Below are 15226 nucleotides of genomic sequence, written 5' to 3' on the forward strand. Positions count from 1 at the left end.
GTTGGACGGCTTGCGGATGTCTCCCTATCCCGCCCAGCGTGACAACCAGCGCTGCAAACCATCCAAGGTTTGGAACTCATCCACACTACGCGCAGGAATTTCGGAATAGCGCTGATTCCACATGGTCGCCAGACTGCGTCTCGGTCCAATCTCCAGCACCACATTAGGCTGTCGTTCTTCAATTTGTTCCATGCAGGAATCCCATTGCATGGTTTGCATGATCTGTGCCGATAAAGCCTGCGCTGCGGTGGCGGCGTTATGCACCCATACACCGGCATTGGTCGGCCACGGCACGTTCGGGACAGCCAGTTCGCTTTGATTCAGTTGCTCCTGAAAGGCTTGAGCTGCGCTGCTCATCCAATGAGTATGGGACGCAATATTCACAGCCAAGGGTGTGCAACGTGCCCCTTGCTCTTGAGCAAACTTTTCCAAGGCAGCCAGCTTGTCACGCGGGCCCGCACACACGGCACTATCGGGGCCATTGCGTATGGCCAGGGCAGCGCCCTGTACCTGACACCATTGCTCAATCGTCCGAATTGAAACACCGCTTACCGCCAGCATGCTGCTGTCTTGTCCGGCCCCCGCCTGATCCATCAAGGCGGCTCTTTGTCCTGCCAGTTTGACGGTATCGCTGGTGGATAAGACACCCGCCACACAAGCGGCTGCCAGTTCACCAATGCTGTAGCCCGCCACGGCGGCCAAAGATTGACTGGAGGACTGCAGGGCAGGGACTTGCTCCTGCAATTGCTGCCAGGCGGCCAGTGCGCATGCCGTCAGCACGACTTGGGCATGGGCATTGGTGCTGGCCCAACTGCTATCGCGCATGGCAGCGCGCCAGTCGGGAACATGCAATTGCTCCTGCATTTGCAGCAGCAGGGGATGGGCCGGGTTCATCCAAGGCAGCATGTCTGCGTATTGCATGCCTTGCCCGGAAAACAGCAGGGCGATTCTCATGGTCAGGCTCCAGTAGGGCGACGCTGGCTGGCACCACCGGGTGCATAGGCTTGCAAGCGGTCCAGCCAGCAGCAGGCCGACAGGGTATCGGCAGCGCCTCCGGGGGACAGGCGGCGTTTCATGAAGGCTTGATGCATGGCTTGCGCGCGCTGCACAGCATCCGGGGTAAACGCACTGCCTGCCTGCAAGTATTGCGCGGCGCAGCGGCGCGCGTAGTGTAGCCCCTCCAGTCCGCCACGATGGGCCAGATTACTATCGTCAAGGACCGCCATGACAGAAAACAAGGTATGCAAACCCACGGTCTGCAACTGCTGTTCTGCCACTGGTGTGCTGTGCGGAGACAAAGTTTTGACAGCGACTTGCCAGGCGGGCCAGGCCGTTTCAAACAAGGTGGGAAAGCCCTGGGCTGCTTCCTGGTTCGCGCCTTGCAAGCCGTAGCGGCGTACCGCCCGTCCGCCCGGCAGTGCGGACGAAGCTTGCAGGCTGCGGGCCTGTAAAGCCGCCCCCCATAATGTTTGAAGTTGGTCCCGAATCGTGGCGGGAGTCAGGGTGCGAAAAGGTAGGCAAGCGCCTGCGGCTGCGCACAGCAGGCCCAGCATGAAGATGGCGCCACGGTGGGTATTGATGCCCCCGGTTGCCGCCTGCATGCGAGCCTCCGCTGCAATCCCGCGAGTTTGCAGCTGGCTGAATGGAACACGCTGTTGGCCCAGAGCCGCCATGTCAGAAAAATAATGGCGCAGGGCAAACAGACTGCGATAAAAAGTGCTGGCATCCATATCGTCATGGCTGCCGCTGTCGAGCAAGGAAACCAGCCCCGGTTTGGGAGCCAGAATCAGCTCGTCATACAGCGCCAGAACCGCCGCACGGCCTATGGCCGCACAACTCCAGGAACGGGATGGATCCATGAAGTCGGCGGCAGTGGGGCGAGGCGCCAATGTTCTGGTTTCAATTGCATCAAGCAGCATGAGAGGACTCCGGAGCAGGAGCGTGCTCGGGCCAGTCCGAGTGCGCCTGAATACGTACACCATGAGTGCGTTTGATCATCACTTTGCTGCTGGCACCGCTGCGCCATTGCTGCCATTCACGCCAGGCAATGGCGGCGTCATCGGGGAACAGTAACTCGCCATCCAGGCGGGGCAAACCGGACAATTCGCTGATTGCACTTAATAGCTCCACCAGACGATCTGCTTGCGTGGCGCTCTGCACGGGTAGCAGCAAATCCAGGTCTGAACCTTCACGCACATAGCCCTGTCCTGTGATCAGCTCCCAGCCATAACTGCCATAGACCTGAGCCGTGCAGCCATGTGCTTGCATACGCTGACATAAGCTCAGCCAGTCTTGCGCCAAGGAGGCTGGCAATAAGGTTTGGGCTTCATGGGCGGGGGGGAAACTGCCCCAAGACAGGCTCTGGTTTTGGGAAACGATCAGGGACAGACGTTGCCGCCCCCAATCGCTCGGTAAAGGAATGCCCACTTGCAACTGTCCGCTACGCAGTTCGCCTGGCTGACGGCTGACGACCAGCGGCCAGCCTCGAGCCTGCCATTGACGCAGGCTCTGGCAGACGTGGCTGGTCAGCTCCAGATCAGTCACCACCTGATCCCAGGCTGTGTTGTCCAGCGTGATCAGGTGGTGACGGCGAGCGGGCAGCTGGGCGTTCATCAGGATGCCTGCAAGACCTGTTCAATGATCTGGGCAGCCAGGCGGCGGCCACCACGTTCGGCACCATCGCTGGCGCGGCGATCCTGATCATTGGATTGAGCCAGTGCTGCCCGCAAGGAAGCACGCAGTTGCTCTGGCGAGCTGCTGTCCCAGACAGACTGAATGCCTCCCATGGCCACATAATTGCCTACGCCGGGCGCAAAGACCGGATTGGACTGCGCCAGCTCTTCCAGCATGGCTTCGGGCAGCTTGGTGACGCGGGCCATGGCAGGAATGCGCATGACGCGAATTTCGGCTTCGGGCACGGCATAGCAGGCATCGGCAATCAGGCCGGAGGTGATGAAACCACCGGACAGGGCTTGGTCGTACACCAGCCCAATAACCTTGTGGCCTTTGCGTCGGGCCAGATCCAGGCACATGCCCAAGTGAGCCATGGCGCGGTTGATGCCCAGCAGCTCATCGCGGCGGCGCAGTTGCTGACCTTGAGTATCGACCAAAAGCAGCAGACTGCGGCCAGGATGGTTCTTGATGGTGTCCAGCACGGCCTGTGCCTGAGTCAAGGCCAGGGCCACGCCGATGGGGGCGTGTTCGGTGGTGCCGATAACGGTCAGGGTCTGACCATCAAATTCGGCATCGCCCTGCAAGAACAAATCCTGTTCGCTAATGCTGTGCTGCGTATCGAACAGCGATTGCACCAGAGTTTCCCATTTCATGACAGCGCCTCCTGGCTGCGTAATGCTTTGACGGCTGCAGCGTCCATCTGCCCGACTTGATCGCTTTGTTCCAGCCCCAGCGCTTGCCACAAGGTCTGGGCCTGATTCTCGGTGTGATCCCATTGCTCTACAGGCAGCAGGGCCGCGCGTTGTGCCAGCAACTGATGCTCCTGTTCCAGCTCTTCCAGGGTCGCCGGGCCACGCGCCGGATTCTTCAAACCTTGTACGGCTGCGGCGCGGAAAGCGGCCACGGTGTCAGGTACGAGGTCATCGCAATCGGCGGTCAGCCAGCGGTGTTTCCCACCGCTGGTTTGCCAGACCAAAGCACGATCTTTGGAGTCGTATTCTTCGACTCCGTGGGAGGCTTCAATCACTTCCGGGCCGGACATGGCCAGACGGCCCACGTCACTCATGATCAGGTGGTTGGTGCAGCGGGCCACAATACCCATGCCACCAAAGCAACCGTTTTGCCCGCCGACCAAAGCAATCACCGGCACACCGGCATTGCGCGTATCCAGCAAGGCGCGCATCACTTCGGAGACAGCAATCAAACCGGCATTGGCTTCGTGCAAGCGCACACCACCGGACTCCAGCAGCAGCACCACCCCAGCAGGGCGGTCGATCATGGCGCGGCGCAGCAGTCCCACCAGCTTGGCGCCGTGAACTTCGCCCACACCACCGCCCATGAATTCGCCTTCTTGCGCGGCCACATAAACCGTCTGCCCTTCCAGCAAGGCATGGCCGATAGCTACACCATCATCAAAGGAAGAGGGCACACCCAATTGGGCCAGATGGGGGCTGCTCAAGCGTTGGGCAGGGGGCAGCCATTCGTGAAAGCTGTTGGCGTCAAACAAAGCCTGGACGCGCTGGCGGGCAGAACATTCCAGATAACTGCTCATAACTGGGTTCCTTGTGCTTGGCTACGCGCCAGTGCTTCGCTGGCGGCCTGGTCCAGACGCAGGCTGACCACGGCAGGGGTGGCCCCCATATCGTTGATGTCAAAGTGGATACCGGCCAGCGGATGGCGCTGGTGAAAGTCCCGCACCACCGCATCCCAGATCGTGGAGAAACCGCGCGCCGAGGTATGAATATGGATGGTGCATTCGGGGCTGTCCTTGGGCTCGGCCAGCACTTCCAGATTGCCCGAACCCACGACGCCCACCAGCACAGGCTGGAAGGTGCCAATAGGCTCTTGTCCCTTGAAACTGTAGGCCAGAGTTTCCAGGCCGTGAGGAATGTTTGTCATCGTGATCTCCTAATGCAAATAGCGTGACGGGCCATTACCAGTTACGGAAGCGTGCCGGGGGTTGATACAGCCCACCGGAGGCTTGAACCAGATCCCGCATGCTGCGTGCGGCCAATAGATTGCGTGTGGCCTGACGAGGGTCTATGCCCAGATCCTGGGGGCGACGGATGATGCCGCGATCGCGCAGGTTCTCGACCATGCGCGCATCTCGGCCCAGGCCCACTTGCGTGTAGCCGGCAACGCCGCGTATGGCCTGCTCGCGTTCTTCGTCGGTACGGCATAGCAAGAGATTGGCAATGCCTTCTTCAGTCAGGATGTGGGTGACATCGTCGCCATACACCATGATGGGAGGCAGATCCATGCCGGTCTGTTCTTGCAGGGTCCAGGCATCCAGGGTGTCCACAAAAGCGGGGGTCATGTGCTCGCGAAAGGTTTCCACAATCTGTACCACCAGCTTCTGGCCACGCGGCGTACCGGCTGCGCCCTGGCGTCCTTGACGAGCCTCTTGCCCGGCTTTCAACCAAGCGGGGCTGGCATGGCGACGACCGCGTGCATCCGCGCCCATATTCGGTGCGCCCCCAAAACCGGCAATACGGCCCAGCGTGGCGGTGGAGCTATTACCATGCAGGTCGATCTGCAAGGTGGAGCCAATGAACAGATCGCAGGCATAGTGGCCCGCGGCCTGGCAGAAAGCGCGGTTGCTGCGCATGCTGCCATCTGGCCCGGTGAAGAACACATCGGAGCGAGCGCGCAGATAGTTTTCCATGCCCAGCTCGGAGCCGAAGGAATGCACCGACTGCACCCAACCGGCTTCAATGGCCGGGATCAGGGCAGGGTGAGGATTCAGGGCCCAGTGTTGGCAAATCTTGCCTTTCAGGCCCAGCGACTCCCCGTAAGTGGGCAGCAGCAATTCGATGGCGGCGGTGTCAAAACCGATGCCGTGGTTCAGGCGTTGCACGCCGTATTCCGCGTAGATACCCTTGATGGCCATCATGGCCATCAGGACCTGTATTTCGCTGATCTGAGCGGGGTCGCGGGTAAACAGCGGTTCAATAAAGTGCGGGCGTGGAGCGGGCACCACGAAGTTCACCCAGTCGGCGGGAATGTCCACGCGCGGCAGGCGGGTGGTCTGGCTATCGACCAGCTCGTTGACCTGGGCGATGACAATGCCGCCCGAAAACGCGGTGGCTTCCACAATGGCCGGGGTGTCCTCGGTATTGGGGCCGGTGTACAGATTGCCCTGCTCATCGGCGGCCTGGGCCGCGATGAGCGCGACATTCGGGGTCAAGTCTACAAAGTAACGGGCAAACAACTCCAGATAGGTATGAATGGCACCGATGTTCAGCCGTCCTGCCGAGGCCAGCCTGGCCAGGCGCGCACCTTGCGGGCCGGAAAAGCTGAAGTCCAGGCGATTGGCAATGCCTTTTTCAAATACATCCAGATGCTGGGGCAAAGCCAGCACGGATTGCACCATGTGCAGGTCATGAATCTGCGCTGGGTCGACTCCTACCAGTGCATCGGCCAGAAAGTCGGCCTGCTTCTGGTTGTTGCCTTCCAGACATACTCGATCTCCTACTTGTAATACGGCTTCCAGCAAGGTGCTGGCTTTATCCGTGCTGCATATTTTGCCTTGCAAAGAGTCTCCCAGTGCGCGGCTGGCACGTTGCAGTCTTTGCTGGCGGGCTTGATTCTTAAGATTCCAGTTGCTGTCCGTCATTGGGTTTCTCTGTGATACCTCTGTCGATGTGATCCGTTAAACAAGCTGCCTGACCCTTCAGGATCGGAGTTCAGGCAACGCGATAGTTAATGTGCCCAGGCGATGGGCAATACGGGCGGCCGCTTCCAGCAGCAGATCGTCCTGCCCGGGGCGGGCGGCCACTTGCAGTCCCAAAGGAAGCCCGTGATTGCCAAAGCCGATGGGCAGGTTGATGCATGGAATGCCCAGCGCCGTCCAGGCACGACACAGCACCGGATCGCCGGTGGTGTCGCGTGTGGGGGCCTCGCCCAAGGCGGCGGCGCTCAGGATCAGGTCCGCGTCGCCGAAGATCAGCTCGGGATGGCGCTTGACCTGATTGATCAGACCTTGGGCCTGGATCAGTTCGGCGGGCTGGGTCTGCGCGCACTTGTCCAGATAGGTCTGCAAAGCAGGCGAGAGCAGCTCCAGGTGTTGTTGGCGTTCATGGCTTAAATGGATTAGCACTTCAGCCCCCATGACGGCTTGCTGCGCGTGGGTCAGTTCGCCAAACAGGCTGTCCTTGTCACTAAGCTGAACTTCAAACTGGCCGTCATCCGTTTCCAGGAGGCTGATGCTCGCTTCCAGCCGGTCACGCAGATCCTTGGCAATATCCTCCCACCAGGGCGTGTGCAAAAAGCTCAGGCGCAAAGGGGCTTGCAGCAGGACTTGCGATACTTCTGGCGTGCTGCGCAGTGCATTGAAAACGCGGCGCACATCGTCCAGGCGTTGGCCAAGAATTCCCACGGTATCCAAAGAGGGGCTGATGGTTTTCAAGCCGCTGCTGGGCAGGGCGCCGAAGCTGGGTTTGAAGCCATAAATCCCGCAGAAGGTGGCAGGGCGTACCACGGACCCCGCTGTCTGGGTGCCCAAGGCCACCGGCACCACATTGGCGGCCACCGCGGCGGCCGAGCCGGACGAGGACCCGCCTGGTGTGTGCTCCAGATTCCAAGGGTTGCAGGTCTTGGGCGGGCTGAATAAGGCAAATTCCGTGGTAACGGTTTTGCCAAATGGCACGGCACCGGCCGCACACAGGGCCTGCACAATGGCGGCGTCCTGAGTGGGGCGGTTATCACGATAAATAGGCGAACCATAGGTGGTCGGAGCGTCCGCCGTATTGATCAAATCCTTGATGCCGATGACTAGCCCCTTCAAGGGGCCGGTGTTGTTCTCCTGCTCCTGGGCGACACGCCGTACCTGCTCCTTGTCCAGATGGGCAAAGGCCTGAATCAGCTCCTCGGTTTGCTCGTAGCGGGCAATCGCCGCTTCAGCCGCCTCCTGGCTGGATGTCGTGTTTCGGGTAGCGAAATCATTCACAGACATGGCTCGTCCTTAGAGCGTGAAGGGTGCGATAAGAATAGCAATCGTCAAAATGACGGTGCCAATCAGAAAGGCCACGACGGTAAAGCCCATGACCTGTCGTACATTCAGGCGCGCAATGGCCAGAACAGGCAGGAGCCAGAAGGGCTGGATCATATTGGCCACCGCTTCACCAAAAGCCACGGCCATGGACATCAGGCCCAGATAGGCGGGGCTGTCCTGACCAATGGCCAGGGCCGACTGCACGGCGATGGGGCCTTGCACACCCCAGTGTCCGCCACCGGAAGGCACAAACAGCGAGATGATGATGGAGGCAATAAAGGTCAGGAAGGGCAGGGTGTATTCATTGGCCCCGGTCACCAGCGCGGAGGACAGAATTTCTTCCAGCGCGTGGCCGCCTTCCATGGGGATATAGGCCAGCAAGCCCATGATGCCGCCGTACAGCGGGTACTGCAGAATCAGCGGGCCTGCCGTTTTGGCGGACTCGACAAAGGACTTGATAAAGCGGATAGGCGTCCAGTGCAGCAGGGCACCGGTGACGGTAAACAGCATGATCATGGATGAGATGTTCAGCGCAAAACCGCTGCGCACGAAGTAGTACATACCCGCGGCAAAGAACAGCACGTTCAGAATCCACAGGTTTTCCAGCTTTTCGGCCGGAGTGCTGGGCTTGGTTTTGGGCAGGTCTTTCTCAATGTCCGCAAAGACGGCCGGGTCGGGCGGCAAGGCGTAGTCCGGCTCCATGCGCCAGATCGTCAGAAACAGCAGGATGATCAGAGCCACAACCGGAATCCAGCTATAGGGCTGAAAAATGGTCAGGCTGAAAGGCACCGTCATGCTGGTCAGTTGATGGATGACGTTGATGGGGCTGTTGGGGTCGGTATTGGCCAGGGCAATCGAGCTGGACAGACCTTGAGTCCAGAGCAGGTAGCCCATATAGCCCGAGGCAATCAGATAACCAAAGTGCACATTGGGCAGACGGCGGGCAACCTGGCGCGCGACCAGGGCACCAGCCACTAGACCCAGGCCCCAGTTCAACAGGCAAAAGATCGAGCCCACGGCAAAGCACAGCAGGGCTCCTTCAACCTGGGTGCGGGCACGGGAAGCCAACCAGATGATGGCGCGTTTCAAGGGTGGTGCTTCGGCCAGGGTGTAGCCCGTCACCAGAATCAACACCATTTGCAGGGCAAAGGTGAAAATGCTTTTGGGTCCCCATACCCCGCGATACCAGGCGTCCACCATTCCTCCGGGGGTGGCGCCATCAACAAACAGGGTAATCAGTCCTACAACCAGCAAGCTCAGGATGACGGCGAACAGATACGGGTCCGGCATCCACTTTTCTACGTAACGCACGCAGATATTGGTAAAGCGGGTCAGCAAGTTTGGCCTGGGTTTGGCCGCGATGGTAGCAGTGGTGTTCATGATGAACTTATCCTTGTTTTTGTCTCCCCGACCTGGCTAGTGGGTCGGCTTATGGTGTTCCCCCTTAGGGGGCTTATCGTTGTGCCCACAAGATAGCGACAGGCTAGTGCGTGGATCAATAAAGCAAATGTCGTTTTATTTACGCGGGGCGAAACGATGAGGCGTTAACCCTAGGGAAAGAGGGGGGGAGCGTGTGGACAGGCTGCTGCGGCTATAAGGCCGGCTGTTTTTTCTGGTGTGGAGATATTTAGCTAAAACGAACTGATTAGAGGATCAATTTGAATGGCGGATAGGGCGCTGTTTGAAATGGGACTACGTTTTCCAACGGGGGGACTGTGAGGGCAAAGAGCGAAGGGGGATAGGCAAGGCTTTTACTCAGGTTCTGACCGTCAGAGCTAAGAGCTTGATTCCAGTTGCACGGCAGAAGTGGGTGATTAAAGGAAGAGGAGAAAGAGTGGGAGTACTGGTTGAGACATAAAAAAAGCACACAGAATGCTCTGTGTGCTTTCAAGGAGTTTTAACGGTGCTGGACCGAAGAGATAGGACGCTTGCGGGGACCTAAAACTTGTCCGCCACTGAATCCAGGGCCTCGCGCAGTAGACCGGCAATCTCTTTTTGACGCGGCGCAGGCATGCGTTCGGTAATAGCTGTGACACTCATGGCCAGAATGGGGCGGCCTTTGTGGTCACACAGAGCGCAGCCCACACCCAAGGCACCGCGCACAGCGTAATTACCTACAACCGAGTAGCCACGAATGCGGGTATTGGTGACCAGCTGACGCATCTCGCGTTGGGTCATGCCGCCGTACTGGTCCAGCTGATTGGCATTGCGCTCGATAATCTGTTCGATGGCCTCATCGCCCAAGGTCGCCAGATAGGCCATGCCACCGGAACCCACGCCTAAAGGCTGACGCTTGCCCACATAAGTAGCCAGAATCTGTACTGGGTAGGGGCCGATTTCGCGCCACAGGCTGACGGAGTCGTCGCCATCGCGGCCCACCAGAAAGACCGCATCGCCGGTAAGCTGGGCCAGCTCCTGCATGATGGGCTGCATGATGGTGACGCGCGGGTCCAGCCCAAACAGGCCCTGATCCTGGCGCGTGGCGCTGTAGCGACGGCTATGGCTGCTGTTCTGGACCAGACCGTGATCGATCAGGGCGGCCAGCAGCCGGTAGATGGTGGGGCGTTGCAGTTGCGTGGCGCGCGACAGGTCAGTGACGCTCAGCCCTTTGCCTTGATGATTCTGCAAAGTCTTGAGCACCAGCAGGCCGCGTTGCAAGGTACGCGGCCCGGCCTGATCCTGCGGTTCTACGGTCTCGGGAGTGTTCATGCTTGAAAACAGCTATTGCTTACCGAAAAAGTAACTCAGTAAGAATATACGCCAGCCAAGAAAGTGTCCACTGTGTGATCGCTCATAAAAGACAATGCCCGCTGGCTGCAGCGGGCAAGCGGGGCAGAGCGTTTGAATGCGGGTTTTAGCGCTGTTCCGGGCCAGCCGATTCGTCTTTGCGCTGTTCGGGGATGGGGTGGCCCGCTGTTTTCGCGGTCTTGATCATGGCGGTACACAGGCCGCGCAACATATCCACTTCGTCCAGACTCAGCTGGGCGCGCCCGAACAGGTGCTGCATGCGGGGCACCAGTTTTTTGGGGTGCTTGGGGTCCAGGAATTTGACGCTTTCAATGGCCTGTTCCCAGTGTTGCAGCAAGGCTTGCACCTTGGCTTGAGGCGCCAGCTCCTTGCCGGGGTCTGCCTTGCCCTCCGTATTGGGCAGCAGGCTGGCACCACTTTCAGCCAGCAGGGCGTAGCGCAATTCCCAGGCGGCCAGTTGCAAAGCCTGGGCGACATTCAGGGAGCTGTATTCAGGATTGGCCGGAATATGGCAGACGTACTGGCACTGACTGATGTGCTCGTTGGTCAGTCCGACGCGCTCAGTACCCAGCACAATGGCGACGGTTCCGGCGTGCTGGCGCAGATGCTCACGGCTCAGTTCGGCTGTCTGGCGTATATCAGCAGCCGGTGGTCCCAGGTAGCGAGGGCGGGCCGTCAGAGCAAAAGCCAGGGTGACGGGTTCCAGCGCATGCGCCAGGGTGGGAACAATTGTTGCTTGCTCCAAAACGTCCACGGCACCGCTGGCCAGCGAGATTGCCTGAGGGTTTTGTGCAACGTCCGGGTCTAGCGGGTCGACCAGACATAAATCGCCAAAGCCCATGGTTTTGATCGCTCGCGCTGCTGCGCCCACGTTTCCAGGGTGGCTGGGTTGCACCATAATGAAGCGAACCCGGTGAAAATTATCATCAAATGCCGATGCTTGCGTCTGAGTCATTTAAAATAGCTACTTTGAAGCTACGCTTCCTGTGTCTGCTCACGCGATTTTGCCCTGCAACAGGGCACGCCAGGCAGGCTCAATTATTGTTAAAAAAACGGAATTTCCATGCACCCGATGCTCAATACCGCCATCAAGGCGGCTCGCCGTGCCGGCACCATTATCTCTCGCGCCAGTCTAGACCTCCAGCACCTGTCGGTTGCGCGTAAAGGCCCTAAAGATTATGTCACGGAAGTGGATCGCGCAGCAGAGGAAGCCATCATTGAAGTGTTGAGCGAAGCCTACCCCGATCACGGCTTTATCGGAGAGGAAACGGGCGAGCGTCCACCGCTGGAACCCGCAGGCGAAGGCACTCCTGAATACCAGTGGGTCATTGATCCGCTGGATGGCACCACCAACTTTATCCACGGCTTTCCGTGCTACGCGATTTCGATTGCCCTGATGCACCGTGGCCAGGCTGCCCATGCCGTTATTTACGACACCAACCGCAATGAAATGTTCACGGCCAGCCGTGGCGGTGGTGCCTTCCTGAACGACCGCCGTATTCGTGTGTCGGGCCAGACTCGTTACCACGATGCCTTGATCGGTGCGCACGTGCCGGATTCGGGTGCAGGCGTGAAATCCACCTCCCCATTTGCCGATATGCTGGCCGAATGTGCGGCCGTGCGTCGCGTGGGTGCAACGGTTTTGGATTTGGCTTACGTGGCCGCTGGTCGTCTGGATGGTTTCTGCGCCGTCAACCTGAAACCCTGGGATCTGGCTGCCGGCACTTTGCTGGTGACAGAAGCCGGTGGTCTGGTGGGCGACTTTGAAGGCGAGCAAACCTGGAAAGAAACCGGCAACGTGATTGCCGCCAGCCCGAAGATCTTTATTCAGATGTTGTCGCACCTGCAAGATTAAGAACCTGGACCCCGGCATTGCCGGGGTGTTCTTTTAGTCACAGCGCCAAGGAGCAAAGATGGAGTGGTTGATGGACCCGACCGCCTGGGTTGGGTTACTCACACTGGTAGTTCTGGAAATTGTGCTGGGCATCGATAATCTGGTGTTCATTGCAATTTTGGTCGACAAGCTGCCTCCGGCGCAGCGCGACCGGGCTCGTGTGCTGGGCCTGTCACTGGCCTTGCTGATGCGCCTTGGCTTGCTCACGGTCATGTCCCATCTGGTGCAGTTGACCGATCCCTTGATCTCCATATTTAGTCTGGATTTTTCAGGCCGTGATCTGATCATGATCGTGGGTGGTTTTTTCCTGCTGTTCAAGGGCACACTGGAGCTGCACGAACGTATTGAGAACCGCAGTGCTCATGCCTCCGGCTCGCGCATGTATGCCAGCTTCTGGGTGATCGTGGCGCAGATTGTGGTCCTGGATGCCGTGTTCTCCATCGATGCGGTCATTACCGCGGTGGGCATGGTCGAGCATCTGCCCATCATGATGGCGGCGGTGGTCATTGCCATTGGCATCATGCTGGTGGCCTCCAAGCCGTTGACTGCCTATATCAACAGCCGGCCTACGGTAGTGATCCTGTGCCTGGGCTTTTTGTTGATGATTGGCTTCTCCTTGCTGGTCGAAGGCTTTGGTGTACATGTACCCAAGGGTTACCTGTATGCGGCCATTTCTTTCTCCATCCTGATCGAGATGTTCAACCAGCTGGCGCGTCGCAAGTTGCGCATGTTGCAGGCGGGCCGGCCCATGCGTGAGCGTACGGCCGAGGCCGTGCTGCGCATGTTGGGCAAGCGTCCTGCCTCGGGAGAGGCTGCCATCGGGCCGGATCTGCCCGGCGCATCGGCGCAAATGGTGTTTGGTCAGGAAGAGCGCAATATGGTCAGCGGTGTGCTGACTTTGTCCGAGCGTACCGTGCATTCGGTGATGACGCCGCGCAATGCCATTACCTGGGTGAATATTCAGGACTCTGCGGAAGTGCTGCGCGAAAAAATGACGCAGGAACCTCATAGCATGGTGCCGGTCTGTCGCGGTTCGCTCGATGAGGTTATTGGCATTGGTCGAAGCAAAGAGTTACTGGCAGACCTGCTGATTCATGGTCATATCCGTGTGGACCAATTGCGTCAGCCGGTCTTTGTGTATGAGTCCATCGGGATTTTGGATCTGATGGAAACCATCAAGCAAAGCCGCGGTCAGTTGGTCATGGTGACGGACGAGTTCGGCACCATTGAAGGGCTGGTGACGCCTTTGGATATTTTCGAGGCGATTGCGGGCGACTTTCCCAGCGAGGACGAGACACCCGATATTGTTCAGGAATCTCAAGACCATTGGCTGTTGGATGGTTCGACGGACTTGCACCATCTTGAACAGATGCTGGGTGTGGATGGTTTGGTCGATGAGGACGAAGAATATGCAACGTTGGCGGGCTATCTTCTGACGCGTTTCGGACAGTTGCCCAAGGTGGGGGATGTGTGTGTTCTTGAGCAGAGCGATGCGGTATATCGCTTCAAGGTGGAAGAACTGGAAGGGCGTCGTATTTCCCAGGTCAGTCTGGAACGTGCGCCCTATGATGATGAACAAATCGATCCCTTCCTGGCGTCTTAATTTTTATTGGCTTTGATTCACACAACATGACCGAGCAAACCATTTATTTGTTGAAGGCCCTGTTCCTGGGGATTGTCGAAGGTATTACGGAGTTTATTCCTGTCTCCAGTACGGCACATTTGCTGATTCTTGGGTCGTGGATCGATTTTTCCTCGGGCGATGCCAAGGTGTTCGAGGTCGTGATTCAGTTCGGTTCGATTCTGGCCGTGGTCTGGATTTTCCGTGCCCGTCTGATTCAGCTGATCATGGGAACCTTGCGCGGTGACCGTACCGAGATGATGTTCACGCGCAATTTGCTGATCGCCTTTTTGCCCGCTGCTGTCATTGGTGCCTTGACGATTCAGTATGTGAAAGCCTTGTTTCATCACCAGATTGTGTTTGTGTTCACGCTGGTGTTGGGGGGGCTGTTGATGTTGTGGGTAGAGCGCAAGCCACAGTATGCGAAGCACACGGCAGATAGCGACCAGGGTGAAACCGCCACTTCGCAAAAGGCTACGGCCTTTGCTTTGGAGGAGATTACCTGGAAGCAGGCATTGGTCGTGGGTTTTGCCCAGTGCGTGGCCATGGTGCCCGGCACCTCACGTTCAGGGGCGACAATTATTGGCGGCATGCTGGCCGGTATTCAGCGCAAGACGGCCACGGAGTTTTCTTTCTTTCTGGCCATGCCCACCATGCTGGCCGCCACGGTTTATGACCTGTATCGCAACGGTGCGTCCTTAAGCTCTGATCAGAGTACCGCAATTATTGTGGGTTTTGTCGCTGCCTTTTTTAGCGCACTGTTCCTGGTGAAGGCCGTGCTGCGCTTTGTGTCCAGCCGCACCTATCGTCCTTTTGCCTGGTATCGGATTGCCTTGGGTGGAGTACTGTTTGTGTGGTTGATGACTTAGATCTTCGCCGCCTTGGCTGGTTCGAGATCCCCGCTTGGTTTATCTGCCAGCGGGGATTTTTCTTTGTGGTGGGGCTTGGTAAATAGCTTCCATGCACACATGCTTTTTCTTTCTCTCCACCCATCTATCTGTTTAGCTATGTACTAACTTGCTTGGCATTTTTTTGTGGCTGTTGTGTTCAGGGGGTTATGAGCAAATAGCGGGTGTGTAGTCTGTTATTTGATTTGATTTGATTTGATTTGATTTGGTTTGGCTTTGAGGCGTTGCTGCGCTTCATTGAAGGGAGCTTGTTCTCAGCAAGACGCCTCTCGGTTCGTCTGCCCCGGTATCCGGGCTGACTACTTGCCGGTGCTGCGCACCGGTACCCTTGTCGGTGTTCGGATACGGGCGTGCCCTTAACTCGCGGGGTGTCTTGTCCCCCGGACAAG

General features: G+C 58.2%; 14 protein-coding genes. 3 read left to right on the forward strand and 11 right to left on the reverse strand.

Annotated elements, in window-relative coordinates:
• Nucleotides 1–24: 24 nt before the first annotated feature.
• The 11 genes from CPY64_RS03495 to CPY64_RS03545 all read right to left on the reverse strand — a co-directional run bounded on the left by CPY64_RS03495 (nt 25) and on the right by CPY64_RS03545 (nt 11369).
• Complete coding sequence (locus CPY64_RS03495; protein WP_042483931.1) at nt 25–954, reverse strand: acyltransferase domain-containing protein; 930 nt, start codon at nt 952–954, stop codon at nt 25–27.
• 2 nt (nt 955–956) lie between these two features.
• On the reverse strand, nt 957–1919 hold the full coding sequence (locus CPY64_RS03500; protein WP_080723736.1) for a triphosphoribosyl-dephospho-CoA synthase: 963 nt from the start codon (nt 1917–1919) through the stop codon (nt 957–959).
• A complete protein-coding gene (gene mdcG / locus CPY64_RS03505; RefSeq protein WP_042483934.1) occupies nt 1909–2613 on the reverse strand; it encodes a malonate decarboxylase holo-[acyl-carrier-protein] synthase in 705 nt (234 codons plus the stop codon). Before mdcG ends, CPY64_RS03500 begins: the two co-directional genes overlap by 11 nt.
• Nucleotides 2613–3326, reverse strand: a complete 714-nt coding sequence (mdcE, locus tag CPY64_RS03510) for a biotin-independent malonate decarboxylase subunit gamma (RefSeq protein WP_042483936.1) — start codon at nt 3324–3326, stop codon at nt 2613–2615. The genes mdcG and mdcE overlap by 1 nt, the downstream gene beginning before the upstream one ends.
• Nucleotides 3323–4225 carry a biotin-independent malonate decarboxylase subunit beta gene (locus tag CPY64_RS03515; protein ID WP_042483939.1) on the reverse strand — a complete coding sequence of 301 codons (903 nt, stop codon included), beginning with the start codon at nt 4223–4225 and terminating at the stop codon, nt 3323–3325. The genes mdcE and CPY64_RS03515 overlap by 4 nt, the downstream gene beginning before the upstream one ends.
• Nucleotides 4222–4572 carry a malonate decarboxylase acyl carrier protein gene (mdcC, locus tag CPY64_RS03520; RefSeq protein WP_042483942.1) on the reverse strand — a complete coding sequence of 117 codons (351 nt, stop codon included), beginning with the start codon at nt 4570–4572 and terminating at the stop codon, nt 4222–4224. Before mdcC ends, CPY64_RS03515 begins: the two co-directional genes overlap by 4 nt.
• Nucleotides 4573–4606: 34 nt before the next feature.
• A complete protein-coding gene (mdcA, locus tag CPY64_RS03525) occupies nt 4607–6289 on the reverse strand; it encodes a malonate decarboxylase subunit alpha (protein ID WP_042483944.1) in 1683 nt (560 codons plus the stop codon).
• 57 nt (nt 6290–6346) lie between these two features.
• The gene (locus CPY64_RS03530) at nt 6347–7627 is read right to left on the reverse strand and encodes an amidase (protein ID WP_052362924.1); all 1281 of its coding nucleotides are present in this window, start codon (nt 7625–7627) and stop codon (nt 6347–6349) included.
• A 9-nt stretch (nt 7628–7636) separates the two neighbouring features.
• Complete coding sequence (locus CPY64_RS03535; protein ID WP_042483948.1) at nt 7637–9046, reverse strand: short-chain fatty acid transporter; 1410 nt, start codon at nt 9044–9046, stop codon at nt 7637–7639.
• Between the two features lie 558 nt (nt 9047–9604).
• Nucleotides 9605–10375, reverse strand: a complete 771-nt coding sequence (locus CPY64_RS03540; protein WP_042483953.1) for an IclR family transcriptional regulator — start codon at nt 10373–10375, stop codon at nt 9605–9607.
• A gap of 145 nt (nt 10376–10520) precedes the next feature.
• Nucleotides 10521–11369, reverse strand: coding sequence for an RNA methyltransferase (locus CPY64_RS03545; protein WP_086060130.1), 849 nt, complete (start codon nt 11367–11369; stop codon nt 10521–10523).
• A 108-nt stretch (nt 11370–11477) separates the two neighbouring features.
• Between CPY64_RS03545 and CPY64_RS03550 the strand changes: the two genes are divergently transcribed.
• The 3 genes from CPY64_RS03550 to CPY64_RS03560 are packed head-to-tail and all read left to right on the forward strand — an operon-like array spanning nt 11478 to nt 14798.
• Nucleotides 11478–12269 carry an inositol monophosphatase family protein gene (locus CPY64_RS03550; RefSeq protein ID WP_042483955.1) on the forward strand — a complete coding sequence of 264 codons (792 nt, stop codon included), beginning with the start codon at nt 11478–11480 and terminating at the stop codon, nt 12267–12269.
• Nucleotides 12270–12327: 58 nt separating this feature from the next.
• Nucleotides 12328–13911 carry a TerC family protein gene (locus tag CPY64_RS03555; RefSeq protein ID WP_042483959.1) on the forward strand — a complete coding sequence of 528 codons (1584 nt, stop codon included), beginning with the start codon at nt 12328–12330 and terminating at the stop codon, nt 13909–13911.
• 26 nt (nt 13912–13937) lie between these two features.
• Entirely contained in the window at nt 13938–14798 is an 861-nt protein-coding gene (locus CPY64_RS03560) for an undecaprenyl-diphosphate phosphatase (protein ID WP_042483962.1), read from the forward strand.
• The last annotated feature ends 428 nt before the right edge of the window (nt 14799–15226 follow it).

Source organism: Alcaligenes faecalis (assembly GCF_002443155.1).
Classification (GTDB): domain Bacteria; phylum Pseudomonadota; class Gammaproteobacteria; order Burkholderiales; family Burkholderiaceae_B; genus Alcaligenes; species Alcaligenes faecalis.